This window comes from Herbaspirillum sp. WTB6, assembly GCF_057457785.1.
Genome location: NZ_CP176522.1, coordinates 1,045,652 through 1,070,720, shown reverse-complemented (window position 1 = coordinate 1,070,720; position 25,069 = coordinate 1,045,652). Strand labels below are relative to the sequence as shown.

Here is a 25,069-nt window from a genome sequence, read left to right as displayed (position 1 = left end):
GCCACCACTTGGCTCCATACGTCCGCCCCCCCCATGGACGGAGTATGTGCAAAAAAATCGTGCTTCCGCTTGAAAATCGGGCGGCCGGAAAAATACAGTATAGGGTATAAGATTGGATTCAAAGCAAAGCGAGTGCCGGCGGGCGAGTGCCGGCGATCGCCGTGGTGGACTGCGATGAGCGTCGCCGGTGGTAGAGGGGTTGGGCGGCAGTTGCCGGGGCGGCTATCCGAGCGCTGGAAATCCGGCCTGACCGGTGTGTTGCTGGCGTTGCTGGCACCATCAGCGGCGGCCGCCTACCGGGTGGAAGTGGAGGCGCCGCCGCCGTTGCGCGCCCTGCTGACCGAGTTTCTGGATCTGGCGCGCTATCAGCAGCGCGCCGACCTCAGCGACGAACAACTGCAATTCCTGATCGATACCGCGCCGGCCCAGGTGCAGCAACTGACATCCACCGAAGGGTACTTTTCCCCTGTGACCCAGGTCACGCTGGAAGGCGAGGGTGAGCGGCGCGTGGTGCGCATCCGGGTCGAGCCGAATCAGCGCACCAGGGTAAGCGAGGTGAATCTCGAGGTGCTGGGCGCGGTGGCGCAAGAAGCGCCGCAGCGGGCGGCTGAGATCCGCGCCAATTGGGCCTTGCCCGCCGGCCAGCCGTTTCGCCAGGGCGATTGGGAGCGTGCCAAGCAGGAAGGCTTGCAGCGCCTGCAAAACAGCCGCTATGCCGGCGCCGGCATCGCCTATTCCGAGGCGCGCATCGAGGCCGACCTGCATCAGGCGCAACTGGCGGTGCAATACGACAGCGGCCCGGCCTTCACGCTCGGCGCGCTGGAAATCACCGGCACCCGCCGCTATCCGGCCAGCATCATCCAGAACGTCAATCCACTCAAGCCCGGCGAGCCTTACAGCGTCGAGCGCCTGCTGGAACTGCAACGCCAGATTCAGGGCACGCCGTATTTTTCGAATGTGATTGTCGACATCGACAACGATCCCCAGCATGCCGAGCTGGCGCCGGTCAAGGTGCGCGTCAGCGAGTTCCAGACGCAGCGGATTCGTGCCGGCACCGGCTACGCCACCGATACCGGGGCCAAGCTCGAGGGGCGCTACACGCACCTGAACGTGTTCGAGCGGGCGCTGGTATTCGACAGCCAGTTGCGCCTCGAGCAGCGGCGGCAGTACGGCGCGCTGGACCTGGCGCTGCCGCCGGACCGCTCCAGCTTCGTGAATAGCGCCAATACCTCGTTCGAGCGCACCACGCTGCAAGGGATCGATTTGCGCAGCCTGCGTGCCGGCCTCAAGCGCGCCCGCAGCCGTGAAAAATACGATCTGGCCTATACGCTGGAATACTACCGGGACGAATTGCAGCAATTGAGCGGCGTGCCGCTGCCGGCCGGCACCGTGGCGCAGCCGGGCAAGCATCAAGCGCTGGTGCCGGGCGTCTCGTGGGCGCGGCGCGCGGTCGACGATCCGATCTTTCCGCGCCGCGGGAATGTGGTGGCGCTGCAGGTCGGGGCCGCGCTGCAGGGGCTGGTCAGCGACCAGAGCTTCGTGCGCCTGTACGGCCGCGCGCGCCAGTACCTGCCGGTCGGCCAGCGCGACCTGGTGATCCTGCGCTCGGAACTGGGCGCGGTGCTGACCAGCGGCGGCAGCACGCATGTCCCCGCGTCGCTGCTGTTTCGCGCCGGCGGCACCGACTCGGTGCGCGGCTACAATTACGAAAGCATCGGCAACGTCCAGAACGGAACCGTATTTCCGACCCGCTTCCTGCTCACCGCCAGCGCCGAATACCAGCACTGGCTGAACCGCGAATGGGGCGGCGCGGTGTTTTACGACGTCGGCAGCGCCGCCGACAATTGGGGCGACAAGCTGATCTACCAAGGCCTGGGCGTCGGCGCCCGCTGGCGCAGCCCGTTCGGGCCGGTCAATCTCGACCTTGCCTACGGCGCGCGCGGCGGCCGCTTCCGACCACATATCTCGCTCGGGATCGCGTTCTGAAACGTTCCCGTCGCTGCCGTTCATGATTGCGAATTGCATGTCACCTGCCGCCACTCCCGATTCGACCTCTCCGCCAGATCCCGCTCCCAAGGCGAGCCGCGCCTGGCTGCTGCTGACCTGGCTGGGTGCCGGGCTGTTGCTGTTGCCATTGCTGCTGGTCGGCGCACTGCTGCTGGCCGCTCATTCCGAGCGCGGCAGCCGTCTGCTGTGGCAACTCGGCGCGCAAGCCTCGTCCGGGCGCCTGGCCGGCACCTGGGCCGGGGGCACGCTGGCGCATGGTGCGCAGTTGCGCGACCTGCGCTACGCGGACGGTGCGCTGCAGGCCAGCCTGGATCGTTTCGATGGCGGCTGGCGCTTGGGCGTCGCGCCGTTCTCGCTGCGCATCGATCACCTGCGCCTGGGCCGGCTGGAGTTGCAGCTGCCGCCTGCCGCACCTGGCGTGCCGCCGATACCGCAAGATTTGCAGTTGCCGCTGGCACTCGATCTGCGCGAACTGTCGGTGAACCATCTGATGCTGCATGGCGGCAGTCTGCCGCTCGAGATCGACAACCTGCGGCTGCATGCCGGTTCCGACCGTCGGCAACACCAGTTGACGCTGGACAACGCCGACACGCCGTACGGCCTGGCCTCGGCGCGACTGCAACTCGATGGTCGGGCGCCGTTCGCCGTGCGCGGTGGCGCCGAACTGGCTGGCAGCCATCAGGCTGAAGCGTATCGGCTGGCCGCTCACTGGTCCGGCACGCTGGCCGCGCTGGCGCTGGAACTGAATGCCAGCGGCGACAAGCTGAACGGCCAGGCGCAGATCGAGCTGGCGCCGTTCACGCCGCAGCCGTTGCGGCGGGCGCAAGTCAGCGCCGCCCACATCAACCCCAAACTGTTTGCCCCCGGCGCGCCGCAAGCCGACCTCGCGCTGCATGCCGATCTGGCGCAGCAGGCCGCCGGCGCCGACGGCGCGTTGACCGTCAGCGGCCCGATCACGCTGCGCAATGCGATTCCGGGGCCGCTCGACCGGGATCGTTTGCCGCTGGTCTCCGCCAGCCTGCAGGCGCGCCTGAACGAGCATACCCAGCAACTGGCGCAGATCGAGATCAAATTGCTGCGCAATGCGGCGCTCAGCGGCGCCGGGGAACTGCGGCAGGCCAGTGACGGCAGCCGTGGCGAATTTCAACTGCAAGCACGCGCGCTCGATCTGCAGGCGCTGCATACCGGGCTGAAGCCGACCCAGTTGCACGGGCCGCTGGCCGTCCGGCTGCAGCCTGAAGCCCAGCAGCTCACGCTGGCGCTGGCGGACGCGCAATATCGGTTGCAACTGGAGGCCAGGCTTGAGCCGGAGCGGATTGTTCTGCAGCAGGCGCGGCTGCAGGCGGGCGCCGCGCACCTGCAAGTCTCCGGCACGCTGGCGCGCGACGCACAAAGGGCATATGCGGTCGCTGGCAAGCTGAGTGACTTCGATCCGGCGCAATGGATTACCACCGACAAGCGCGCGCCGTCGGCGCGCATCAACCTGGATTTCGATGCCGGTGGTGCGCTGACGCCGCTGCAATTGAAATTCAAGTTCGACCTGCGCGACAGCAGCTACGACCACCTGCCGCTGAGCGGCGGCGGCACGCTCAATCTGGCGGGAACGCGCTTGTTGCCCAGTGCGATGCAGCTCGACGTGGCCGGCAACCGGCTGGCGTTGAACGGTAGTTTCGGCGCCGCCGGCGATCGCCTAAAGGTGAAGCTGGATGCGCCGCAACTGGGCCGGCTCGGCTACGGGATGGATGGTCTGCTGCAACTCGACGGCGAACTGGCCGGCACGCTGCGGCAGCCGCAGTTGCGCGCCAACTACCGTGCCGAAAACCTGGCGCTGGGTGCGCAGCGGCTGGCGGGCCTGGCCGGTTCGGCCGAACTGGACGGCGTGCCGGGCGGCGCCGGCCAGCCGCCGTCGCGGCTGGCGCTGAAGCTCGATGCGCACGGCTATCGCGGGCCGCAGGCGGCGCTGGAGCAGTTGCATCTGCAATTGTCCGGCACCGACCGCCAGCACAGTTTGAGCGCCGAGGTTGGCGGCAAGTTGCGTGGCCAGCCGCTGCAACTGGCGCTGGCGGCGCGCGGCGGCCTGGCGCACGGCAAGGACGGCTATCGCTGGGACGGCACCCTTGAGCGGCTGGAAAACCGCGGGCAGCCGCGTTTCGCGCTGCAGGCGCCGCTGACGCTCAGCGTCGCCGCCGACCGGCTGCAGCTTGGCGCCACGCGCCTCGCCCTGGCCGAGGCCACGCTCGACTTGAAAAATTTTCTCTGGGAACAGGGCGTGCTGCATTCCGAAGGCACACTCGCCGGGCTGGCGGTGGCCAACCTGCTGCAGCTTCAGCAGCAATTCAAGGGCCAGAAAGCACCGCTGAAGACCGACCTGGTATTCGATGCAAGCTGGAATTTCACGCTGGGCCACAAGGCCGCCGGCTTTGTCAGCCTGGCGCGCCGCAGCGGCGACATCGGCCTCGAGAGCGGCCGCGGCGCCGGCACGCTCGGGCTGTCGGCGCTGCAGTTGCGGGCCGAGGTGCAGGCCGGCGCCATGCGGCTCGATCTGCAGGCGGCGGCGGCCCGCATCGGCAGCCTGAACGCGCAAGCCAACGTCGGCCTGCCTCTGCGGGACGGGCAACTGTTGCCGGCGACGGATGCGCCGCTGACCGGACAAGTCAAGGCGCGCGTGCCGCAGTTGAAAACGGTGGCGGCGCTGGCCGGGCCGGAGCTGGCGCTGGAGGGCAGCCTGGCGCTGGATCTGGAGCTGGGCGGCACCGCGGCGCAGCCGCAATGGTCGGGCATGATCACCGGCGACCAGTTGGCGCTGACCATGTTCGATCTCGGCATCCAGTTGCGCGATGGCGTGGTGCGCATCGGCCTGGATCGGAATGCGATCGACTTGCGCCAGATCGAGTTTCACGGCGGTGCCGGCACGCTGCGCGCCAGCGGCCGCGTGCAGGTGGGCGAGGCGGACCCGGCGCTGGCGGCGACCATCGTTGCCGACCGCCTGCAACTGTTCGCCAGCCCCGATCGGCGCCTGACCTTGTCGGGCCAGGCGAAAATCGCCCACATCGCCCAGCAGTTGCGCATCAACGGCAAGCTGACGGTGGACCAGGCGCTGTTCGACCTGCCGAAAAAAAGCGCGCCCGAACTGGGTGATGACGTGATCGTGGTACGGCGCCAAAAAGAGGGCGATGGCAGGCTGGCGGCGGCGCAGCCGATCGGCGCCGGCGCGCAAAAGCCGGTTGGCCGCTGGGCGCCGGTGACCGATATCGAGGTCGATCTCGGGCGCGATTTCCGCTTTCGCGGCAGCGGCGCCGAGCTTCTCTTGCGCGGCAACATGGCGCTGCACGGCGAGCCCTATCTGCCCTTGCGCGCCACCGGTACCGTGCGCGTCACGGAGGGGAGCTACGAAGCCTTCGGGCGCAAGCTGGCAATCGAGCGCGGCCTCTTGAATTTCCAGGGACCGATCGACAATCCGAACATCAATATCGTGGCGATGCGGCGCAACCAGGAAGTCGAAGCCGGAGTCGAAGTCACCGGCCTGGCGCAGCAGCCGCGCGTGCGGCTGGTGTCCGAGCCGAACGTCGGCGACGAGGAAAAACTGTCGTGGCTGATGTTCGGCCACGGCTCCGACAGCAGCGGCCTGGGCCAGCGGCAGGCGGCCGGCGCGGCATTGGCTCTGTTGGGCAACGCCGGCGGCAAGCGCATTGCGCAGGGCATCGGGCTGGATGAGTTTTCGATCGGTGCCAGCGAATCGGGGCTGGCCGACCAGCAGGTGGTGAACCTGGGCAAGGCGATTTCGGAGCGCTTTTTCGTCGGCTACGAGCAGAGCCTGACCGGCGCCGCCAGCATCGTCAAGCTGACCTGGCAGTTTTCGCGGCGCTGGTCGCTGGTGGCGCGTGCCGGCGCGATTTCCGGCATGGACGTACTGTTCAACAGGCGCTTCGACTAGCGGCTGACCAGCAGTGGCCGCTGCGTCAGTTGCGCCAGCAGCACCCCGGCCAGCGCGATGCCGCCGCCCAGCAGGTGATAGCCGTGCAGCGTCTCTGCCAGCAGCAGGATCGCGATCAGAGCGGTGAAAACCGGCATCAGGTTCATGTACATCGTGGCGCGCGCGGCGCCCAGGCCGGCGACCCCTTCCATCCACAGGAAGGCGGAAACGACCGAGGCCGGGATGCCGGCATACAGCACCAGCGGCAGGTTGGCGGCCGTGAGCGGCGAAGCCGGGGCCAGCCAGTAACCGGGAAACAGCAGCAGTACACCGAAGCAGACTTGCACGTACAGCATGTGCCAGGTCGACAGCGGCATCGGCCATTTGCGCAGCAGCACGCCATAGCCGGCATAGGCCAGCGTCGCTATAAGCATCAGGCCATCGCCGCGGCCGATGCCATGCGCCAGCAGCCGCAGCGGATCACCGTGGCCGATCAATAGCGTCAAGCCGAGCAGCGACAGCAGGCCGCCGGCAATGGTGCCCAGGGTCGGCGCCTCGCCCAGCAGCAGCGCCGACAGCAGCAGGGTCAACAGCGGCATCAGCGAGGCGATGATGCCCATGTTGGTGGCCGTCGTGCTTTCGGCGGCGAAGTAGGCCAGGCTCTGGTACAGCACCATGCCCAGCAGCGACAACACCAGCAACTGCCCCGCGTAGGGCCGGATCGCGGCCCGGTTGCGCCACACCGGGCGCAGCAGGAAGGGCGTCAGCACCAGCGCCGCCAACAGCCAGCGGTCAAAGGAAATCACCGCCGGTTCGATGGCGCCGGCGGCCATCTTGCTGACCACGGTGTTGCCGGACCAGATCAGGACCGCCAGCAAGGCAAAGCCGGTATATTTCAGGCGCACTGCAAGCCTTTCGGAGTGGACGGGGAAGAGCCGGTGGAGGGGGAGGACAAATGGTATATCAAACGTGCGCACGCATCCGGCCGATTGCCGAAATGCAAAAATATACCGTACCATGCCGTGGCGCACAGAAAGCGGCCTGAGGCAGATGGAGCAGCCATAACGATAATCGGGGAGGAGTTTGCATGTTCATGTTCGTACCGTTTTTGCTTGCGCTGCTGGCGGCGCTCGGTGTCCTGTACGGCCGGCGCCAAGTCGCGCTGGCAGCCTGGGGCTTGCTGGTGTTGATCACGCTGGTCTGGTTCCAGCATCACGCCACCGATCCGCTTAATCTGGTGTTCTGACAGGGGACCATGATGAGCCAACTCGACTCCCGCCAAGCAGCCATCGACCGCGGCGCCACACTGAATCTGCTCGGTTTGTCCGGCATCAGCCTCTCGCTCCTGATCGCGTTTTACTACCAGATCGTGCTGCATGAATTGCCCTGCCCGCTGTGCCTGCTGCAGCGCGTAGGCATGATCGCCATCGGCCTCGGCTTCATGTTGAACGTGCGTTTTGGCGAGCGCAGCCTGCATTACGGTGTGGCGCTGTTCGGCTGCCTGTTGACCGGCGCGATTGCCTCGCGCCAGGTGTTGCTGCATATCGCGCCCGGCACCGGCACCTATGGCTCGGCGCTGTTCGGCATGCATTTTTATACGCTGGCGCTGCTGTCGGCGATCGCGGCGACGGCCTATATCGCGGCTCTGCTGATGCTGCGCCAGCCGGAAGGAGTGGGGACGGTGGCCGCCGGCATGAACCCGGCCGGCAAGGTGGTGGCAATACTGTTTACGCTATTGATCGCCGCCAATCTGCTGTCCACGGTACTGGAATGCGGAACCGGCCAGTGCGACGATGATCCGACCTATTACCAGTTGCTGGGAAGATAAGGCAGCGACCTATGCCTGAGTCGAATTGAAAGGCATGTTTCCGAAGGGCAGGGCGTCGCGCGAGCTGTTCGAGAGCTGACACTTCATGCTCGGCCTGTCGATCCTGCCGCCGACCTGGTTGCGGCTGGCGGCGCGCCTGCTTTCCGGGTCACGGCTCCGCATCCGGCCGGCGCTTGCTGCCTGGCTGATCCCGAGCGCGGGAGGCAAGCCCATTCCGTTCTTCGGCCCGCATCTGCTGCCGCTGATCGGCCTGCACGCCGCGGAGGTGTATCGCCATTATCGCGGCCGGGACAATACACTGGCGCTGATTCCCGCGCTCGGCAAGGGCGGCCAGCCTCCTGCGAAAAGCTGAAGAGGACAGCCACACCGGCGGATCGGTCGCCGGCTACGACAGCGTCACGCCGACCCCGGCATGCGCCGTGCCATACAGCATCAAATACGCCGCCTGCGCGCCAAGCGGCACTTGTCCGCCGCCATCCGCGCCGTCCAGCAGCGCAAGGTTCGCATCGTAGAGTTTCCAGGCGCTGCCGCCCGCGATCCGCGCCATGGTGCCGCCAGTGGGCAATTTGCGCCATTCCGCGTTGCCCTCGTCATCGATGACGACTGTGGTGGCGCCCGCCGTCAGCGTCGGCACCGTGGCTTGCGGCCGATACAGGACGGAGCCGACTCGCAGCCATTCCTCGCCATTGCGCATTTCGATCACGACATCGTTCAGATCGCGGCCATAATTGAGCGGGATTTTGAGGAACATCCTGGCCCGCATGTCGTCCTGCGTGGCATCCACGAACTGGTCGGCGCACAGGATGAAGCCGGGCAGTTCGGGAAACGCCTCCAGGCTGACGCGCGGCCCGCTCAGCATCAGCGGAACCGACTGCGCATCCTCGTTGACGGAGAGCCAGTTCCTGCCCACGCGCGCGCTCCAGGCCGCCGGCAGCGCGGCTTTGGGATTCACGCGTTCCGCATAGGGAAGGGCTATCCGGTAGTGGCCATTGCCTCCCAACTGGCGCAGCGCCAGGTAGCGCCGCCCTTCTGCGTCGACAGTCCAGTAAGACATATTGGGCTGGGCATCGCTGGAAAAAGTACCATCGCTGCGCAGGCGCAGACCGCCGGCAACCTCCTGCCACGCGCCCTCGGCGTAGCGGGACAAGGCCAGGGTGTCGCCGGACTGCGCCTGCACCCGCAGCGGCCCGGTATTCTGGGCATAGTAGCCTTCGATCGCGGCCAGCTCGGCAGCAGTTGCCGCCTTGGCCGGTAGCGGCACTTCCGGCAACGGCAGCGGCATGGCGTCAATGCTGCGGCGCTCGACCAGGGCATGCAGCAGGATCCGCTCGGCCAGCTTGCCGGCGCCATAGCGGGTCGAGGTGCCGCTGATCATGACCGCCAGCCGCTCGACCGGCGCGACGAAAAAATCGCTGCCATAAAACGCCGTACCGCCATTCTTTTGCCAGGTCGATACGCCTGCGGCGGCCAGGCCGGCTTGCGCCACACTGTCCCAGCCCAAGCCCCATTGACCGTACGGCACCGGATCCAATGTCAGGTTCTGGTTCTGCGCGCGCCCCATCTCGGCCACCGCCGCCGGCGACAGAATCCGCTTCCCACCGAGTTGTCCACCGTTGATGAACATCATTGCCAGCCGGCCCATGTCCGATGGCGTCGAATACAGGCCGCCGGTGGCATAGCCGTTCACCGATTCCTGCGCTTGCGGTACCTCGCCGATGTATGCCGTGGCGTAGGAACCGGCTGCGAATGGCGCCAGCGAATAGCGGCTGCGCGTCATTCCCAACGGAGCCAGAATCTCGGTCTGGACGAATTGCGTGTAAGGCATGCCGCTGACGGCCGCCACCAGCAGCTCGATCATGGTGAAGCCATCGTTGCAGTACACGGCCATCTCGCCCGGGGCATGCTTCAGGGGCTGGCTCGCCAGCGTTTGCTTCACCTGCGCCGCGTATTCCGGGAACGGTTTGAAAGTGAATATATTGCGGCCATCGGACCCCGGGAAGCCGGAAGCATGGCTCAGTAGCATGCGCGGGGTGACCTGAGTGTATTGCGGCGATGCCATCCGGAAGTCCGGCACATACTTAACCAGCGGCGCATCCAGCGCGACCAGCTTGCGGTCCACCAGGATCATGGTGGCGATGGCGGCGATCACCTTGGAACAGGAACCGACGCAAAACAAGGTCTCGGTCGTCGCCGCCGCCCGAGATGCCTTGTCGATGATGCCGAAAGCCTCGGCCCAAATGACCCGCTCGCCATCGATCAGCGCCACCGAAGCCGAAGGCGTATCCGACTCGGCCAGTGCCTGCCTGATTGCCGCACGGGCGTCGGTGATGGTGGTATCGTAAAAAATGGAGGCGCTGCCGCCGCAGGCGGCGAGAAAACCGGGCGCCAGCAGGCTGACGCCGGATGCACCGAACAGGCGCAGCAGGTCTCGGCGCGATTGGTCCGCCGGGCTTGAGTCATACTGCGATAAATCTCGCTTCGCTTCTTCCTTGTCGTCCATGCCGATATCCTATGGGTGGCGCGGCGAGATCGATGTCGCGCCTGACGGTTTCAAATCAAAATGCAACGCGAGACAAGTTTAAGAGAAGTATGTCGATGTTGTCAGGAAGATATTCTACGGAGTTGGGTAATCGATGAGTGGTCCCACAATCCGGGCTCGTGGCAGTTTGCCTTACATTTTTCAAATGCTCGATGACCAAACAGTTCTCCGCCGCCTGTGAACGCAACCGGGAGCCGATCCTGGCGGTGCTGCGCACGCTGTTTGCCGGCGGCGAGCGGGTGCTGGAAATCGGCAGCGGTAGCGGCCAGCACGCGGTATTTTTTGGCGCCCACCTGCCCGGCGTCGTCTGGCAAACCAGCGACTTGCCGCAGAACCACGCCAGCATCCTGGCTTGGCAAGCGGAAGCTCGGTTGCCGAACGTGCTGCCGCCGCTGGCGCTCGACATGCGCGCGCCCGACTGGCCGGCGCAGCGCTTCGACGCGCTGTTTTCCGCGAATACCTGCCACATCATGGCCTGGCCGGAAGTCGAGCGCATGTTTGCAGGTGCCGGTCGGCTGCTGGCGGCCGGCGGCGCGCTATGCGTCTACGGGCCGTTCAACTATGGCGGGCGCTTCACCAGCGGCAGCAATGCGCAGTTCGACGCCGCGCTGCGGCAGCAGGCGCCGCAGATGGGCATCCGGGATGTCGAAGCGGTCGATCGGCTGGCGATGGCCGCCGGTCTGCTGCTGGAGGCCGACCATGACATGCCGGCCAACAACCGATTACTCGTATGGCGGCGCAGTTAGGTATGAGTATATGTTAAAAGCCATAAATTTTATGGCGGTAATCGACGTGCTATAAAGGGAGTATATATTCTAGCCGATCAGTGCCAGCGCGATCAGCACGAACGTCGCCAGCCATGCCGTTTCGCCGACCAGCATCGCCACCGGCCGCCAGCCGAGCGAAGCCAGCGCCTGGAACGAGGTCTTGACACCGAGCGCGGCGATCGCCGTCACCAGGCAGGCGCGCGATGCGTGGCTGATCCATTCACCCGCCGGCGCCGGAATGAAGCCGAGGCTGTTGGCGATCACGAACCAGACGAAGCCGATCAAGAATACCGGCACCAGCGGCTGCGTCTGCACCTCGGTCTTGCCAACCCGGCTCTTGAACAGGATCGACAGCGCCAGCACCACCGGCACCAGGCAGGCGACGCGGGTCAGCTTGACGAAGGTGGCGATATCCCCGGTGTGGGGCGAAATCATGTAGCCGGCGCCCACCACCTGCGCCACGTCGTGGATGGTGCCGCCGAGGAAGATGCCGGCGGCGTCCGGGGACAACCCGAGCAGCTTGGCGATCAGCGGATAGACGATCATCGCCAAGGTCGATAGCGTGGTGACGCCGACCACCGTCAGCAGCGTGAATTTTTCGTTTTCCTTGTTCTGCGGCAGCACCGCGGCGATCGCCAGCGCCGCCGAGGCGCCGCAGATCGCTACCGCGCCGCCCGATAGCAGTCCTTCGGCATTCGGCCGCCCGAGCCGGCGCGCCAGCCACCAGCCGAACAGCATCGTCGCCGCTACGCCGCACACCACCATCACGATCGGCGCCATCCCGAGCGAGGCGATCTGGCCGACGGTGATGCGCGCTCCCAGCAGTGCGACGCCGGTGCGTAGGATGGTGCGGCTACAGAACTCGATGCCCGGCCGGCACACCGGATCGTGGGCCAGGAAATGGAAGGCCAGCCCGAAGAACAGCGCATACAGGAATTGCGGGCCGCCATAGCTGTCGGAGATGAAGGTCGCCGCCAGCGAAATCACGACCGCGATCGCGATTCCCGGCCAGCATTTACGCAACACGGTCGGATGCCATACGGACAGCATGTTCATCGGGCGGCACTACCGAACCCGGCGCGGGGAGAAACTGGGACCATCATGGACGGCGCGGGTTGAACGCGCAAAGGCGCCATTCTACCGGCAGCGCGCCGGGCGTGCCGGCTCTGGGCGGAACAAACCGTCGGCGCCAGCGGCTGCTGGCGGCGTCGGTTGTAGTCCGGCGCTCAAACCCCGAGGATCTTGCCGACCGGATGCGCGCGCAGCCGGAACGGGTCGGGCATGCCGGCTCCCAGCAGCGGCCGCAGGTAGTGGTGAAACGCCTCGGTGACGTCGGTGCCGTTGGCGGCGATGAATTCGTCTTCCATCACGCGCGTCTTGCCAGCCACCGCCTCCAGCGCCAGCAGCTTGTAGTCCACCGCGTAATCGCCGGTGCGACGGATCGCAACCGAGCCGTCGCGCTGTTCGAGCATCGCGAACTGCACCGCCTTCTCGCCGACTTCGCGCGCTTCGCGCTGATCGACGTCGGACACGCAGCCCAGGAATGAGCGCTGCAGATAGCCGAAGGTATCTCCGCGCACGCGCTTGATCTTGAGTTTCGACTTGATGGCGTCGCACAGCAGGTCGGCCAGCGCGCCGGTGCCGGAGAGCTGCACGTTGCCGTGCGCATCGCGCTCGACCTGCTTGGTCAGCAGGGTGGCGATCGGCGTGCCGGAGGCGTCGTGGATGCCTTCCGAAACCGCGATCACGCAGCGCCCGAAGCGCTCATGCACCACCTGCACCTCGGCCAGAAACTGTTCTAGCACGAAGCTGCGTTCCGGCAGATAGATCAGGTGCGGGCCGTCGTCGACGAACTTGCGGCCGAGTGCCGCGGCCGCGGTCAGGAAGCCGGCATGGCGTCCCATCACGACGCCGACGTACACGCCGGGCAAGGCCGCATTGTCCAGGTTGGCACCGGCGAAGGCCTGCGCCACGAAGCGCGCGGCGGACGGGAATCCCGGCGTGTGGTCGCTGCCGACCAGGTCGTTGTCGATCGTCTTCGGGATGTGGATGCAGCGCAGCGGGTAGCCGGCTTCGTGCGCCGCCTGGCTGACGATGCGCACGGTGTCGGATGAGTCGTTGCCGCCGATGTAGAAGAAATGGCCGATCTGGTGCGCCTGCAGCACCTTGAAGATTTCCTGGCAATACGGCAGGTCCGGCTTGTCGCGCGTCGATCCCAGCGCGGAAGAAGGGGTGCTGGCCACCAGTTCCAGATTGCGGCTGGTTTCCTGCGACAGGTCGACCAGGTCTTCGTTGATGATGCCGCGCACGCCGTTCTGTGCGCCGTAGACCCGTTCGATGGCGGGAAAGCGGCGCGCTTCCAGCACCACGCCGGCCAACGACTGGTTGATCACCGCGGTCGGGCCGCCGCCCTGGGCAATCAGGATTTTTCCGGAGCTCATGGTATTCCTCTTAGTTGTGGGTTGAGCGCCGTTTCCGGAGCCGGTTACCCGGCCGGCCCGGAAACGGCGCGTTGGTCGCGCCGCAGCGCGTAAATCATGTAAATCACGATGCCGACATTGATGATGAACGCCGTCACCTTCATCCAATTGATCCCGCGCAGCAATTCCCAGGCTTCCAGCGGAACGTACAGGCCACCGCTGGCCGCGGCGAACCATTTGGCCCATCGCTTGCCGGTCCACAAGCCATAGGCCTCGGCCAGCCTCAACGTCGAGTAGGCGCACGACATCGCCGCCAGCAGCCACAGTTCCTGGCCGGACATGGTTCCGAGCGCAAGGAAGATGTGCGAACTGCGGCCGGCGGGGTTTAGGTGCAAGTGATCGACGAACGCGCGCGCAAAATGCTGCAGGTCGTGATGCATCAGGGACAGCACCCCGAATCCGGCCAGGATCACCAGGATGCCCTTTGCTGCTTCAAAGCATGCCACCGAGCGTTCGCCGGTGGTGGGCGGACTCGTCCGCCGGCGATCGCGGGCAGCGGGAAAGGCGAGAGAAGGCTCGGACATCATGTTTTGATGATAGGAGATTTTGTGGATGGCGGCTTAACGTGAAATAAAGGCTGGTTGCGCTGCGAACAGATGTGCGGCGGTTTGATCGGGATCGAATCCGAAGTCCGGGGTTTACCGGATTATTGATCCTTTATTGATCCCTTGTGCATCCTTGGCCAGTTTGCCGGGTTCCGGGTCGGGAGCGGGCCAGAGTCTTGATGCGGGGATTCAAGCGATGCAAAAAAACGGATTTGCGCCATTTACCTGGTCTGCCGGTACCGTGGTCATCAGCCTCGCGGTCGGCCTGGGCCTCGCTGGCTGTGCGGCCGGCCCGGATTTCCAGGAACCGTCGGCGCCATCGGTTGCCGGCGATTCTTACACGCCGGCGCCGATGCCGGCGCAAACCGTGGCGGCCGATGCTGGAACGGCGGGCGCCGCGGGGGCGGCCCAGCGCTTTGCCCTGGCGCAGGACATTCCCGCGCAGTGGTGGGCGCTATTCCATTCTGATGCGCTGGACCGCATGATTCGCCTGGCCCTGGCGCAAAACCCGAATCTGGCGGCGGCGCAGGCGGCGCTGCGCCAGGCCCAGGAGAATTTCAATGCAGCAGCCGGCAGCCTGCTCTATCCCAACCTCACCGGCCAACTTGGGGTAACCCGCCAGCGCGCCTCGCAGGCGCCGCTCGGCTTGACCGGCAGCGGCGCCTTCACGCTGTATAACGCCTCGGTCAACGTGTCCTATACGCTGGACGCATTCGGCGCCTCGCGCCGCACGCTGGAAGGATTGCAGGCGACGATCGACTATCAACGTTTCCAGCTCGAAGCCGCCTATCTGACCTTGACCGCGAATCTGGTCACGACCGCGATCAGGGAAGCTTCGCTGCGTGCGCAATTGCAGGCCACGCAGGAAGTGCTGGATGCGCAGCAAAGGCAACTGGCGGTGATCGAGAAACAGTTTGCGCTCGGCGCGATTCCGCGTTCCAGCGTGCTGACCCAGCGCAACCAGGTGGCGCAGACCGTGGCCGGTTTGCCGGCGCTGGAAAAGTCGCTGGCGCAAACCCGCCATCAATTGTCGGCATTGACCGGCAGGCTGCCCAGCGAAGCGGGGCTGCCCGAATTTCGGCTCGATGCGCTGGCACTGCCGCAGGAGTTGCCGGTCTCGCTGCCGTCGGCGCTGGTGCGCCAGCGCCCCGACATTCGAGCCAATGAAGCCTTGCTGCATGCAGCCAGCGCGCAAATTGGCGTCGCCGCGGCAAACCAGTACCCGCAAATCGCGCTCACCGGCAGCTACGGCTCGGCCAGCAGCGTGGCGCGCGATCTGTTTGGCGCCGGCACCGGACTCTGGAGCCTGGGTGCCAGCCTGCTGCAGCCGCTGTTCAATGCCGGCGCCCTCAGCGCCAAGCGCCGCGCCGCGGTGGCGGCCTACGAGGAGGCGCAAGCGCAATATCGCTCGACCGTGCTGGGGGCGTTTCAAAATGTCGCGGACAGCCTGCGCGCGCTCGATCTGGATGCCGCCACGCTGAAGGCGCAAGCCGAGGCCGAGGCGCTGGCGCGCGAAGCGTTGGAGTTGAGCACGCGCCAATACCAGCTGGGCGGCGTCAGCTACCTGGTGCTGCTGGATGCCCAGCGCACGTATCAACAGGCGCGGGTCGCCCTGGTGCAGGCGCAGGCGGCGCGCTACGCCGACACCGCGGCCCTGTTTCAGGCGCTCGGCGGCGGCTGGTGGAATCGGGAAGCGCCGGTCGAGGCGAGCGCTCCTGTCGCCAAAAACTAGGCGGGTACGACGGCAGTTTGGGCTTGATCTGTTTTAAACCTTGAACCGTAGGGGACGCATCCATGACCAAGCGCATGTTCATCATGCTGGGTTGTGTGGTCTTGCTGGTCGCAACACTTGCGCTCGGCAAATATCTGCAGATCCGGCAATTGATCGCCAGCGCACCGAAACCTGGCCCGCAGACCGTCACCGCGGTCAAGGTCGAAAGCCTGGAGTGGCAGCCGCAACTGGCTGCCGTCGGCAGCCTGAGCGCGGTGCGCGGAGTCGATCTGGCGAGCGAAATCGCCGGCCTGGTGCGCGATGTCAGCTTCAAATCCGGTCAGGAGGTGGCGGCCGGCGCGGTGCTGGTGCAGTTGAATGCCGACGCGGATATTGCCCAGTTGCGTGCGCTGGAGGCGGCCGCCGAACTGGCGGCCACGGTGCTGGCACGCGACCAGGCGCAGTTGGCCGCGCAGGGCGTCAGCCAGGCCCAGGTGGATGCCGACCTGGCCGACCTGAAGGGCAAGCGGGCGCTGGTGGCGCAGCAGGCGGCGCTGGTGGCCAAGAAAACCATTCGCGCGCCGTTTGCCGGCCGGATCGGCATCACCACCGTCAATCCCGGCCAATATCTGAATCCGGGCGACAAGATCGTCACGCTGCAGACGGTGGACCCGATTTACGTCGATTTCTTCGTGCCGCAAAAGCAGATCGCCGGCTTGGCGGTCGGGCAGACGCTTGCGGTGAGCAATGATGCCTACGCCGGCATCGCCTTTGCCGGCAAGATTTCCGCGATCAACCCGCGCGTCGACCCGGCCACCCGCAACGTCCAGGTGGAGGCCACCGTCGGCAACCCCAAGCGGCAACTGCTGCCCGGGATGTTCGCCAACGTCAGCGTGGATATGGGCCAGAAACAGCGCTACCTGACCTTGCCGCAGACCGCGATTACCTATAACCCGTATGGCTCGACGGTGTTCGTGCTGCGGCCGGAGGAGGGCAAGCAGGCGCAGGCGGATGACAAGGGCAAGCCGCAACTGGTGGCGCAGCAAGTGTTCGTCACTACCGGCCCAACCCGCGGCGATCAGGTCGCGATCCTGAAGGGTTTGAGCGAGGGCCAACTGGTCGTCACCAGTGGCCAGTTGAAGCTGAAGAACGGCACGCCGGTGGTCATCGACAACAAGGTACAGCCGGCCAACAATCCGAATCCGGCGCCGCAGGAACAGTGAGGAGCAGCCGATGAAATTTACCGATCTGTTCATCCACCGTCCGGTGCTGGCGACGGTGGTCAGCCTATTGATCGTGGTACTCGGCTTGCGCTCGGTGTTCAGTTTGCCGATCAACCAGTATCCGCGCACGCAAAACGCGGTGGTCACGGTGTCCACCGCCTACTATGGGGCCGACGCGCAAACCATCGCCGGTTTCATTACGCAACCGCTGGAAGCGGCGATTGCGCAGGCGCAGGGTATCGATTACCTGTCCTCGTCCAGCAGCAGCGGGGTCTCGACCATCACCGCGACGCTGCGCCTGAACTACGACGCCAATCGGGCGCTGACCGAAATCAATACCCAGGTCGCCTCGGTGCGCAACCAGTTGCCGGCGCAGGCGCAGCAGCCGGTGCTGACGGTGCAGGTCGGGCAGACCACCGACGCCATGTATATGGGGTTCTACAGCGACACGCTGCCGACCAACAACGTCACCGACTACCTGGCGCGGGTGGTCAAGCCAAAGCTCGATTCGATCGAAGGGGTGCAGACCGCCGAGTTGCTGGGGGCGCGCCAGTTCGCGCTGCGCGCCTGGCTGGACAGCGCCAGGATGGCGGCCTTCGGCGTCACCGCGGCCGATGTCAGCGCCGCGCTGGCTGCCAACAACTATCTGACCGCGCTGGGTGCCAGCAAGGGGCAGATGGTGTCGGTGCCGCTCACCGCCGGCACCGAGCTGCATACGGTGGAGGAATTCAAGCAGCTGGCGGTGAAGCAGAGCGGCGGCGCCATCGTGCGCCTGGAGGACGTGGCGAAGGTGACCTTGGGTTCGGAGAACTATGACTTCAACGTCGCCTTCAGCGGCGTGCGCTCGGTATTCATCGGGGTCAAGGTGGCACCGGAGGCGAATATCCTGGATGTGGCCGAGCGCGTGCGCACCGTGTTTCCGTCGATCAGGAGCCAGTTGCCGGCCGGCCTGACCGGCGAAATCGTGTATGACTCGACCGATTTCATCAACACCTCGATCCGGGAAGTGATCAAGACCCTGGTCGAAGCCTTGCTGATCGTCACCCTGGTGATCTATCTGTTCCTCGGCAGCTTGCGTGCGGTGATCGTGCCGGTGATTGCGATGCCCTTGTCGCTGGTCGGCACCTTCTTCATCATGTTGGTGCTCGGCTACTCGATCAATCTGCTGACCTTGCTGGCCATCGTGCTGGCGATCGGATTGGTGGTGGATGACGCCATCATCGTGGTGGAGAACGTCGATCGGCACATGAGAGAAGATCAGCGCTCGCCAACGGAAGCCGCATTGATCGCGGCGCGCGAGCTCGGTAGCCCGATTCTGGCGATGACGGTGGTGCTGATCGCGGTGTACGTGCCGATCGGTTTCCAGGGTGGCCTGACCGGCGCGCTGTTTACCGAGTTTGCCTTCACCCTGGCCGGTGCGGTGGCGGTTTCCGGCATCGTTGCGCTGACGCTGTCGCCGATGATGTGCGCGCGTTTCTTCCGGCCTGAACAGGATTCCGCGCGCCTGGCGAAGTTTGTCGATCGCCAGTTCGACAAGGTGCATCACGGCTACCAACGCCTGTTGCACGGCCTGCTGAGCACCTGGCCGGTGCTGATCGTGATGGGCGCGCTGCTGATTGTCTGCCTCGGCTTGATGTTCAAGATGTCGCAGTCGGAACTGGCGCCGGAAGAAGACCAGGGGCTGGTGCTGGCGCAGGTGGTGGGGGCGCCGACCGCCACCTCGGATCAGATGCAGACCTATGCGGAGCAAATCTTCGGGATTGCCAAGGCGGCGCCCGAGTACAAGCAGATGTTCCAGATCACCGGCGTGCCGACCGTGAATGCCGGAATCGGCGGCGTCCTGCTGAAAGACTGGGGCCAGCGCACGCGCAGCGCCAAGCAAATTCAACAGGATCTGCAGGAGCAATGGAACAGGATCGCCGGCGCGCGCGTTGCCGCCTTCCAGTTCCCGCCACTGCCGGGTGCTTCCGGCTTGCCGGTACAGTTCCTGATCACCACCACCGAGCCGTTTGAAAACCTGAATGCGGTGGCGCAGCAAGTGCTGGACAAGGCGCGCAGCTCAGGCAAGTTTTATTTCGTGGATGCCGATTTGAAAGTCGACCTGCCGCAGGCCACGGTACAGGTGGATCGCGACAAGATCGCCAGCCTGGGCCTGACCCAGCAGGATGTCGGGAGCGCGCTGGGCGCGGCCCTCGGCGGCGGCTATGTCAATTACTTTTCGATCGCCGGCCGCTCCTACAAGGTGATCCCGCAGGTGCAACAGGTGGATCGGCTGAATCCGTCGCAACTGCTGGATTACTACATCAAGACGCCGGACGGCAGGGTGATTCCGGCCGGCACCATCGCCGACATCAAGTACAGCGTGGTGCCGGAGTCGATCAATCGCTTCCAGCAGTTGAATTCCGTCACCATCTCCGGCGTCTCCGGCGCAGCGCAGGGCGAGGTACTGCAATACATGCGAGATCTGGTGCAGGAGGTGGCACCAAGCGGCTATACGGTCGACTATTCCGGGCAGTCGCGCCAGTTCATGCATGAGTCGGGCGGCTTCCTGGTGACCATGCTGTTCGCGGTGATCATCGTGTTCCTGGCGCTGGCGGCCTTGTTTGAAAGTTTCCGCGACCCGGTCGTGATCCTGGTGTCGGTGCCGCTGGCGCTGTTCGGCGCAACGATTTTCATCTTCCTCGGTTTTGCCTCGATCAACATCTATACCGAGGTCGGCCTGGTGACGCTGATGGGCCTGATCAGCAAGCACGGCATCCTGATCGTCGAGGTCGCCAATCAATTGCGCAAGGGCGGCATGAGCAAGCGCGAGGCGATCGAAGGGGCGGCCGCGATCCGCTTGCGGCCGATCCTGATGACGACCTTTGCGATGGTGTTCGGGGTGCTGCCGCTGGTGATCGCCTCGGGTGCCGGCGCTGCCGGCCGCCACGCGATGGGGCTGGTGATCTTCACCGGACTGTCGATCGGCACCTTGTTCACGCTCTTCGTGGTGCCGGCAATGTACATGTTCCTGGCCGGCGAGCACCGGGCCGAGCAGGCCGGCGATCTGGCTGCGCCGGCGTCGGTACCGGGCAATTGATACGGATTCGCGATCACAGCGGTAACCGTGTTGCTCGCCTTGCACCTTGCCGGCAAGCCATAGGGCGTTCGTCAGCACCCGCTTTCGGTCGACTTGGCACCGCCGCCGTCCTTGAAGCCGGGGCGCCGGATTGCCGATCCTGACTGGATCATGAAGCGCTCCCTGAAGGGGCACAGCAAGCAGTCTATTCCTTGAAGTAAACCACCTGGTGTGTGCTGGCCAGCAAGGTCTGGTCGTCGCTCCAGATTTCGGCCGTCTGGTCGAAGTAGCCCTTGCCGAAATGCAGCGCGCGCGCCGTGCCCAGTACCGGGCGTTCGCCGGCCAGCGCGAGGTGCGCAGAGTCGGCGTGAAAATAAATCGTCAGCGATACGGTGCCGGCCGGAACCCGGCGCGGCCGGCGGATGAAGACCCGCGGGATGAAGGCGTCGCAGATCGCCGTCAGTGAAATGAAGTCGAGCGGACGTGGCGGCTCATCGCATATCCACAGCGTGGTAATGGAATCCCGATCGCTGTCGGCAACTTCGGCCGCTTCCAACTGGCCGCGCACAAACCGCATGTCATAGGCGGCAGTCCAGCGGGCGGGCGCGATCGGCAGGGCACGCTGGATGGTGGCCGCCGCGGCGACCTGCGGAAACTTCGCATCGGTTGCCGACCAGGTGTCGCGCCGGGTCCCAAACACGGCGGTGGCGGTGGCTCCGACCTGGTCGCCTTGCGTCAATTCGACAAACCAGTGCTGGGTACTGCGATTGGTGCGCATCACCCTGGTGCTGACGATGAATTCGCCGTCGGCTACCGGGCCGGCGAAATTGACCGTCAGCGCGATCGGCTCTCCCAGCCGCTCCGGATGCAGCCAGATTGCCTTGATCAGGGTTGCCGCAATGATGCCGCCGAACGGACCGACCATGTTGGCGTAAGCCGCACTGGTTTGGCCGCGATAGCGGCCGGGCTCAAGCGTGGTCAGCAGGGTTGCGGCGTCCAGCGGATGCTGACAGCGTCTGGACTCTGAGTTCATCAGCGATCCTTCTCCGGAAAAACGCATCCGGCCGGGAACTCTGGCCAGATGCATGACAAGTCAACCGCGACGCGAAAACTTGGCGGCCAGCTGGTTCAGTTTCTCGGCGCGTTGCTGCTCCGCCTGTTCGGCCTTGCGTTGCGCTTCTTCGGCCGCCCGCTGCAGCTTGCGCTGAGCGGCATGTTTTTTCGCGCGTTCGCGCAGGATCTCGCCGGCGTGGCTGCGGTGCTCGTCCGTTACCGGATCGGCCGGCTTGCCGTCCAGATCGAAGCGGACCTCGGCTTTTTCCATTGCCTTCAGATAGCGCAACGAGTTGGTGTGGATGCGCAGCGCGATGCGCATCACTTTGCGCGGCAGCTCTGGCTGCAACGCCCGCAATTGCTTGTCGATGCCGATCGCCAGTGGCTGGCAGTCGCGAAAGACCGAAAATTTTTCCTGCCATTCCTTCAGCAGGATGCGGGCCGCCTGGTCGGGGCTGGGTTCGAGGTCGGGAGCGGGGTTGGGCGTGTTCATGAACGGTACTTGAGCATCCGGTGGGGGGCGGGGCCAGGGAGGATAGCACGGCTACGCGGGGAAGCGCCATCGCCGGGCGGCCGTTGTCGACGCTTGCCGCCGATCGGGCGCAGTCGAAAAAAAAAGGAAGCCATTGCTCAGCAATGACTTCCTCTGCCAGCCGGCGCGAATACGCCAGGCTCTAATTTCTTACTGTCAGCCGAGGTTCTGGTTGACGAAATCCCAGTTTACCAGGCTCCAGAACGCTTCGACATACTTCGGCCGTGCGTTGCGGTAATCGATGTAGTACGCATGTTCCCAGACGTCGCAGGTCAACAGCGGCTTGTCGGCGCCGGTCAGCGGGGTGGCGGCGTTCGAGGTGTTGACGATGTCGAGCGAACCGTCGGCCTTCTTCACCAGCCAGGTCCAGCCGGAACCGAAGTTGCCGACGCTGGAGGTCGAAAAGGCTTCCTTGAACTTGTCGAACGAACCCCATTTGGCGTCGATCGCTTTGGCCACCGCTCCGGTCGCGGCACCGCCGCCGTTCGGCTTCAGGCAATTCCAGTAAAACGTATGGTTCCAGACTTGCGCCGCGTTATTGAACAGGCCGCCGCTGGATTTCTTGATGATGTCTTCGAGCGAGGCGTTTGCGAATTCGGTGCCGGCAATCAGCTTGTTCAGGTTGGTGACATAGGCCTGATGATGCTTGCCGTAGTGGTATTCCAGCGTTTCCTTGGAGATATGCGGAGCCAGGGCGTCGAGCGCGTACGGCAGGGGTGGCAGGGTGTGTTCCATGATGGGTCCTTTCTGTGGTTCGGGAGGATTATTTTTTTGGCAAACGTTGATTGTAAGGCGGAAGCGGAACGGCTGCAGGGAGCGGAAATTCCGTCAATCCAGCAGGGGCTGGACGCTGGCAATGCCGACCTCCGCCGCGCCTTGCGCGACCCGCACCGTGACGAGCGTGCGCGGCTGCAATTCCTGCGGCGAACGCACGGCGCGCCCGCGGGCATCGCTGACGATCGCGTAGCCGCGCTCCAGCGTGCGTTGCGGATTGAGCAATTCAAGTTGCGCCGCCAGCGAGCCCAGCGCGTGCCGGCGTTGCGCCAGCCGCGCATGCAGGCTGGCGGCCAGGCGCTCGCTGCGGCCCGCCAGCGCCAGCCGGCGCGCGGCGGTGTCGGGTAATTGCGAACCGATCCGGGTACGCAGATGGGCCAGCGCAAAGCTGCTGTGCGCCAGCCGGTTGCGCAGCGCGCGCGTTAGCCGCGCTTGCAGGACGTACAGTTGCTGCCGTGCACGGGCGATGGCGGCGGACGGGTTTTGCAGCCGCCGCGCATACCAGTCCAGCGTTTGCGCGCGCTCGGCGAGCTGGCGCCGCCATTCGTAGTTCAAGTCCTCGGCATGGCCCTGGAGCGCGGCCAGCCAGTCGGCGCGCGGCAGCGCCGCCAGCTCGGCGGCGGCGGTGGGGGTGGGCGCGCGCAGGTCGGCGGCAAAATCGGCAATCGTGAAGTCGGTTTCGTGGCCGACCCCGCACACCACCGGAATCGGACAGGCCGCGATCGCGCGCGCCACGCCCTCGTCGTTGAACGACCACAGGTCCTCGATGCTGCCGCCGCCGCGGCATACCAGCAGCACGTCGCATTCGGCCCGTCGTGCCGCCAGTTCGATCGCGGCACGGATTTTTTCGGCGGCGCCGGCGCCCTGCACCGGGGCTGGATACAGGATGACGGCGACGTGCGGCGCGCGTCGCTTCAGTGTGCTCAGGACGTCGCGTAAGGCCGCTGCCTGCGGACTGGTGATGATGCCGATGGTGCGCGCAAAGCGCGGCAGGGCGCGCTTGCGGCCGGCGTCAAACAAGCCTTCGGCGGCCAGCTTTTCCTTCAGGCGGACAAAGGCTTCGTACAGATCGCCGACCCCGGCGCGGCGGATCGCCTCCACGCTGAGCTGGAATTCGCCGCGCGCCGCGTACAGGCTGACCAGCGCCCGCACCTCGACCCGGTCGCCTTCGCGCGGCGTGAAGCCGGCGTACTGGGCGCGGCCGCGGAACATTACCGCGCGCACCTGCGCGGCCTCATCCTTCAGCGTGAAATACCAGTGTCCCGAACTGGCACGGGTGAAGTTGGAGATTTCGCCGGCCACCCAGGTTAGCGGAAAAGTGCGCTCTAGCATGCGCGCCACAGCCTGGTTGAGGGCCGAGACGGAGAGTACCGCTGGCGCGGCGGGGACGAGGGACGGCGGTGTATCCGGATTCATAGGCGGGCTTGGCGGCAGCGACTAATAGTACAGGCGGGCATTGCGGCCGATCACCGCGATATCGAGAAACGACGAGCCGCGCCGGTTGGTTTCGGAAAAATCGATCGGGAATCCTCCCAAACGGAAGTGGTTCATTGCTTTCAGGCTCTGCGTGACGCTGGCCGCGGTCGGATTCGGACCCGCCATGCGGATTGCCTCCAGCACCAGCCGCAGGTTGAGGTAGCCTTCGAAGTTCAGCGGATTGGCTTTCGCGCCCCTGGCATACGGCGTTTTCAGAAAGGCCTGGAAATCCTTGCCCAGCGCCAGCACCGTCGAATTCGGATTGGGCATCACCTGGGTGATGCCGATGCCACGGATGCGCGCTTCGCCGGCCGCCGCCAGCAGGCCGTCCGGCGTCACGAACGACAGCGTATAGATTTGCGAGGCGCCGTTCGGTGCGTCGTATGCCTTCATGAAATGCGCGACCGCGTCCGGCACGCCCATCAGGAAGATCGCCTGCGGATGGGCAGCGATGATTTTTTTCGCCTGCGCGGAAAAATCGGTTTCGCCCGGCTTGTACGGCGCATCGACCACCACCTTGAACTGGTTTTCCTGCGCCGCCTGGGTGATGCTCTTGTTGATGCTGGCGCCGAAGCCGTCATCCTGGTAAAACACCGCGATGTTCTGCAAGCCGAGCGTCGAGGCGACGCGCGCGATCTTCATGATCTCGTCGTGATAGGTGGCGCGGGTATGGAAGATCTGCTCGGAGCCGGGGCCGCGGATCACTTCGGAGCCGCTGAAGACGCCGACCAGCGGCACCTTGTGCCTGTTCAGCACGCCGGTTTTCATCATCGCTCCGGTATTCGCGGTGCCGGCGCTGTTCACCAGCGCCACCACGTTGTCCTGCTGGATGATTTCCTCTGCCAGCGCCGGCGTCTTGCGCGGATCGTAGTGGTCGTCGCGTACCGCCAGCGTGATCTTGTTGCCGTTGATGCCGCCCTGGGCGTTAACCATTTCCAGGTAACCCTTGGACATCTCCAGCATTTCGATCGAGGTGCTGGCCAGCGGCCCGGTGATGCCGCTGATGGTTCCGATCTTCACTTCTCCCGCATAAGCCAATCCCAGCGCGGCGCAGGCGCCCAATGCGGCAATGATTTGCTTGATCAACATCGCGTTTTCTCCACGAATATATTTTTTTGATCCGGCGCCACGCTTGCCGCTGTTTCGCCAGCGCCAACTGCGTG

Annotated in this window: 19 protein-coding genes; 9 read left to right on the top strand and 10 right to left on the bottom strand. The window is 65.2% G+C overall.

Annotation, left to right across the window (positions count from 1 at the left end; all coding sequences use genetic code 11):
- Nucleotides 1–174 precede the first annotated feature (174 nt).
- Both ACK2VC_RS04870 and ACK2VC_RS04865 read left to right on the top strand, forming a co-directional pair.
- Nucleotides 175–1,986: an autotransporter assembly complex protein TamA gene (locus ACK2VC_RS04870; RefSeq protein ID WP_486732472.1), complete on the top strand. Its 1,812-nt coding sequence runs from the start codon at nucleotides 175–177 to the stop codon at nucleotides 1,984–1,986.
- A gap of 37 nt (nucleotides 1,987–2,023) precedes the next feature.
- Nucleotides 2,024–5,941 (top strand): translocation/assembly module TamB domain-containing protein, encoded by a 3,918-nt coding sequence (locus ACK2VC_RS04865; protein WP_486732471.1) that lies wholly within the window; start codon nucleotides 2,024–2,026, stop codon nucleotides 5,939–5,941.
- Here the strand turns inward: ACK2VC_RS04865 and ACK2VC_RS04860 are convergent.
- Entirely contained in the window at nucleotides 5,938–6,825 is an 888-nt protein-coding gene (locus ACK2VC_RS04860; protein ID WP_486732470.1) for a DMT family transporter, read from the bottom strand. The two genes, ACK2VC_RS04865 and ACK2VC_RS04860, sit on opposite strands and share 4 nt — an antisense overlap.
- A 182-nt stretch (nucleotides 6,826–7,007) precedes the next feature.
- Between ACK2VC_RS04860 and ACK2VC_RS04855 the strand changes: the two genes are divergently transcribed.
- From ACK2VC_RS04855 to ACK2VC_RS04845, 3 genes are all read left to right on the top strand, one after another.
- Nucleotides 7,008–7,166 (top strand): DUF5993 family protein, encoded by a 159-nt coding sequence (locus tag ACK2VC_RS04855; RefSeq protein WP_486732469.1) that lies wholly within the window; start codon nucleotides 7,008–7,010, stop codon nucleotides 7,164–7,166.
- Nucleotides 7,167–7,175: 9 nt separating this feature from the next.
- The gene (locus tag ACK2VC_RS04850) at nucleotides 7,176–7,748 is read left to right on the top strand and encodes a disulfide bond formation protein B (RefSeq protein WP_486732468.1); all 573 of its coding nucleotides are present in this window, start codon (nucleotides 7,176–7,178) and stop codon (nucleotides 7,746–7,748) included.
- A gap of 85 nt (nucleotides 7,749–7,833) precedes the next feature.
- Nucleotides 7,834–8,100 carry a hypothetical protein gene (locus tag ACK2VC_RS04845; RefSeq protein WP_486732467.1) on the top strand — a complete coding sequence of 89 codons (267 nt, stop codon included), beginning with the start codon at nucleotides 7,834–7,836 and terminating at the stop codon, nucleotides 8,098–8,100.
- A 33-nt stretch (nucleotides 8,101–8,133) separates the two neighbouring features.
- Here the strand turns inward: ACK2VC_RS04845 and ACK2VC_RS04840 are convergent, their stop codons facing one another.
- Entirely contained in the window at nucleotides 8,134–10,248 is a 2,115-nt protein-coding gene (locus tag ACK2VC_RS04840; RefSeq protein WP_486732466.1) for a serine hydrolase domain-containing protein, read from the bottom strand.
- A 191-nt stretch (nucleotides 10,249–10,439) separates the two neighbouring features.
- Here ACK2VC_RS04840 and ACK2VC_RS04835 point away from each other — a divergent pair, with 191 nt between their 5' ends.
- Nucleotides 10,440–11,033 (top strand): DUF938 domain-containing protein, encoded by a 594-nt coding sequence (locus tag ACK2VC_RS04835; RefSeq protein ID WP_486732465.1) that lies wholly within the window; start codon nucleotides 10,440–10,442, stop codon nucleotides 11,031–11,033.
- A gap of 69 nt (nucleotides 11,034–11,102) precedes the next feature.
- Here the strand turns inward: ACK2VC_RS04835 and ACK2VC_RS04830 are convergent, their stop codons facing one another.
- The 3 genes from ACK2VC_RS04830 to ACK2VC_RS04820 all read right to left on the bottom strand — a co-directional run bounded on the left by ACK2VC_RS04830 (nucleotide 11,103) and on the right by ACK2VC_RS04820 (nucleotide 13,980).
- The gene (locus ACK2VC_RS04830; RefSeq protein WP_486732464.1) at nucleotides 11,103–12,110 is read right to left on the bottom strand and encodes a YeiH family protein; all 1,008 of its coding nucleotides are present in this window, start codon (nucleotides 12,108–12,110) and stop codon (nucleotides 11,103–11,105) included.
- 170 nt (nucleotides 12,111–12,280) lie between these two features.
- On the bottom strand, nucleotides 12,281–13,495 hold the full coding sequence (locus ACK2VC_RS04825) for a 6-phosphofructokinase (RefSeq protein WP_486732463.1): 1,215 nt from the start codon (nucleotides 13,493–13,495) through the stop codon (nucleotides 12,281–12,283).
- A 44-nt stretch (nucleotides 13,496–13,539) separates the two neighbouring features.
- A complete protein-coding gene (locus tag ACK2VC_RS04820) occupies nucleotides 13,540–13,980 on the bottom strand; it encodes a DUF2127 domain-containing protein (RefSeq protein WP_486732462.1) in 441 nt (146 codons plus the stop codon).
- 295 nt (nucleotides 13,981–14,275) lie between these two features.
- Between ACK2VC_RS04820 and ACK2VC_RS04815 the strand changes: the two genes are divergently transcribed.
- The 3 genes from ACK2VC_RS04815 (at nucleotide 14,276) to ACK2VC_RS04805 (ending at nucleotide 20,092) form a co-directional block, all read left to right on the top strand.
- Nucleotides 14,276–15,811, top strand: a complete 1,536-nt coding sequence (locus tag ACK2VC_RS04815) for an efflux transporter outer membrane subunit (protein WP_486732461.1) — start codon at nucleotides 14,276–14,278, stop codon at nucleotides 15,809–15,811.
- Nucleotides 15,812–15,873: 62 nt separating this feature from the next.
- Entirely contained in the window at nucleotides 15,874–17,013 is a 1,140-nt protein-coding gene (locus ACK2VC_RS04810; protein WP_486732460.1) for an efflux RND transporter periplasmic adaptor subunit, read from the top strand.
- Nucleotides 17,014–17,023: 10 nt separating this feature from the next.
- Entirely contained in the window at nucleotides 17,024–20,092 is a 3,069-nt protein-coding gene (locus ACK2VC_RS04805; protein ID WP_486732459.1) for an efflux RND transporter permease subunit, read from the top strand.
- Between the two features lie 184 nt (nucleotides 20,093–20,276).
- On the opposite strand, the gene ACK2VC_RS04800 is transcribed toward ACK2VC_RS04805, so the two are convergent.
- The 5 genes from ACK2VC_RS04800 to ACK2VC_RS04780 all read right to left on the bottom strand — a co-directional run bounded on the left by ACK2VC_RS04800 (nucleotide 20,277) and on the right by ACK2VC_RS04780 (nucleotide 24,995).
- Complete coding sequence (locus tag ACK2VC_RS04800) at nucleotides 20,277–21,104, bottom strand: acyl-CoA thioesterase (RefSeq protein WP_486732458.1); 828 nt, start codon at nucleotides 21,102–21,104, stop codon at nucleotides 20,277–20,279.
- A 60-nt stretch (nucleotides 21,105–21,164) separates the two neighbouring features.
- Complete coding sequence (locus tag ACK2VC_RS04795; protein ID WP_486732457.1) at nucleotides 21,165–21,617, bottom strand: ProQ/FINO family protein; 453 nt, start codon at nucleotides 21,615–21,617, stop codon at nucleotides 21,165–21,167.
- A gap of 195 nt (nucleotides 21,618–21,812) precedes the next feature.
- The gene (gene sodB / locus ACK2VC_RS04790) at nucleotides 21,813–22,391 is read right to left on the bottom strand and encodes a superoxide dismutase [Fe] (protein WP_486732456.1); all 579 of its coding nucleotides are present in this window, start codon (nucleotides 22,389–22,391) and stop codon (nucleotides 21,813–21,815) included.
- 93 nt (nucleotides 22,392–22,484) lie between these two features.
- A complete protein-coding gene (gene xseA / locus ACK2VC_RS04785) occupies nucleotides 22,485–23,846 on the bottom strand; it encodes an exodeoxyribonuclease VII large subunit (protein WP_486732455.1) in 1,362 nt (453 codons plus the stop codon).
- Between the two features lie 21 nt (nucleotides 23,847–23,867).
- Nucleotides 23,868–24,995, bottom strand: coding sequence for an ABC transporter substrate-binding protein (locus tag ACK2VC_RS04780; protein WP_486732454.1), 1,128 nt, complete (start codon nucleotides 24,993–24,995; stop codon nucleotides 23,868–23,870).
- Nucleotides 24,996–25,069 lie beyond the last annotated feature (74 nt).

Excerpts from the sequence above, each read along its gene's own strand:
- ACK2VC_RS04815 (WP_486732461.1), top strand. The coding sequence starts at position 14,276 with ATGCAAAAAAACGGATTTGCGCCATTTACCTGGTCTGCCGGTACCGTG.
- ACK2VC_RS04850 (WP_486732468.1), top strand. The coding sequence starts at position 7,176 with ATGATGAGCCAACTCGACTCCCGCCAAGCAGCCATCGACCGCGGCGCC.
- ACK2VC_RS04825 (WP_486732463.1), bottom strand. The coding sequence starts at position 13,495 with ATGAGCTCCGGAAAAATCCTGATTGCCCAGGGCGGCGGCCCGACCGCG.
- ACK2VC_RS04865 (WP_486732471.1), top strand. The coding sequence starts at position 2,024 with ATGTCACCTGCCGCCACTCCCGATTCGACCTCTCCGCCAGATCCCGCT.
- ACK2VC_RS04845 (WP_486732467.1), top strand. The coding sequence starts at position 7,834 with ATGCTCGGCCTGTCGATCCTGCCGCCGACCTGGTTGCGGCTGGCGGCG.
- ACK2VC_RS04810 (WP_486732460.1), top strand. The coding sequence starts at position 15,874 with ATGACCAAGCGCATGTTCATCATGCTGGGTTGTGTGGTCTTGCTGGTC.
- xseA (WP_486732455.1), bottom strand. The coding sequence starts at position 23,846 with ATGAATCCGGATACACCGCCGTCCCTCGTCCCCGCCGCGCCAGCGGTA.
- ACK2VC_RS04805 (WP_486732459.1), top strand. The coding sequence starts at position 17,024 with ATGAAATTTACCGATCTGTTCATCCACCGTCCGGTGCTGGCGACGGTG.
- ACK2VC_RS04835 (WP_486732465.1), top strand. The coding sequence starts at position 10,440 with ATGACCAAACAGTTCTCCGCCGCCTGTGAACGCAACCGGGAGCCGATC.
- ACK2VC_RS04830 (WP_486732464.1), bottom strand. The coding sequence starts at position 12,110 with ATGAACATGCTGTCCGTATGGCATCCGACCGTGTTGCGTAAATGCTGG.
- sodB (WP_486732456.1), bottom strand. The coding sequence starts at position 22,391 with ATGGAACACACCCTGCCACCCCTGCCGTACGCGCTCGACGCCCTGGCT.
- ACK2VC_RS04870 (WP_486732472.1), top strand. The coding sequence starts at position 175 with ATGAGCGTCGCCGGTGGTAGAGGGGTTGGGCGGCAGTTGCCGGGGCGG.
- ACK2VC_RS04795 (WP_486732457.1), bottom strand. The coding sequence starts at position 21,617 with ATGAACACGCCCAACCCCGCTCCCGACCTCGAACCCAGCCCCGACCAG.
- ACK2VC_RS04855 (WP_486732469.1), top strand. The coding sequence starts at position 7,008 with ATGTTCATGTTCGTACCGTTTTTGCTTGCGCTGCTGGCGGCGCTCGGT.
- ACK2VC_RS04840 (WP_486732466.1), bottom strand. The coding sequence starts at position 10,248 with ATGGACGACAAGGAAGAAGCGAAGCGAGATTTATCGCAGTATGACTCA.
- ACK2VC_RS04780 (WP_486732454.1), bottom strand. The coding sequence starts at position 24,995 with ATGTTGATCAAGCAAATCATTGCCGCATTGGGCGCCTGCGCCGCGCTG.
- ACK2VC_RS04800 (WP_486732458.1), bottom strand. The coding sequence starts at position 21,104 with ATGAACTCAGAGTCCAGACGCTGTCAGCATCCGCTGGACGCCGCAACC.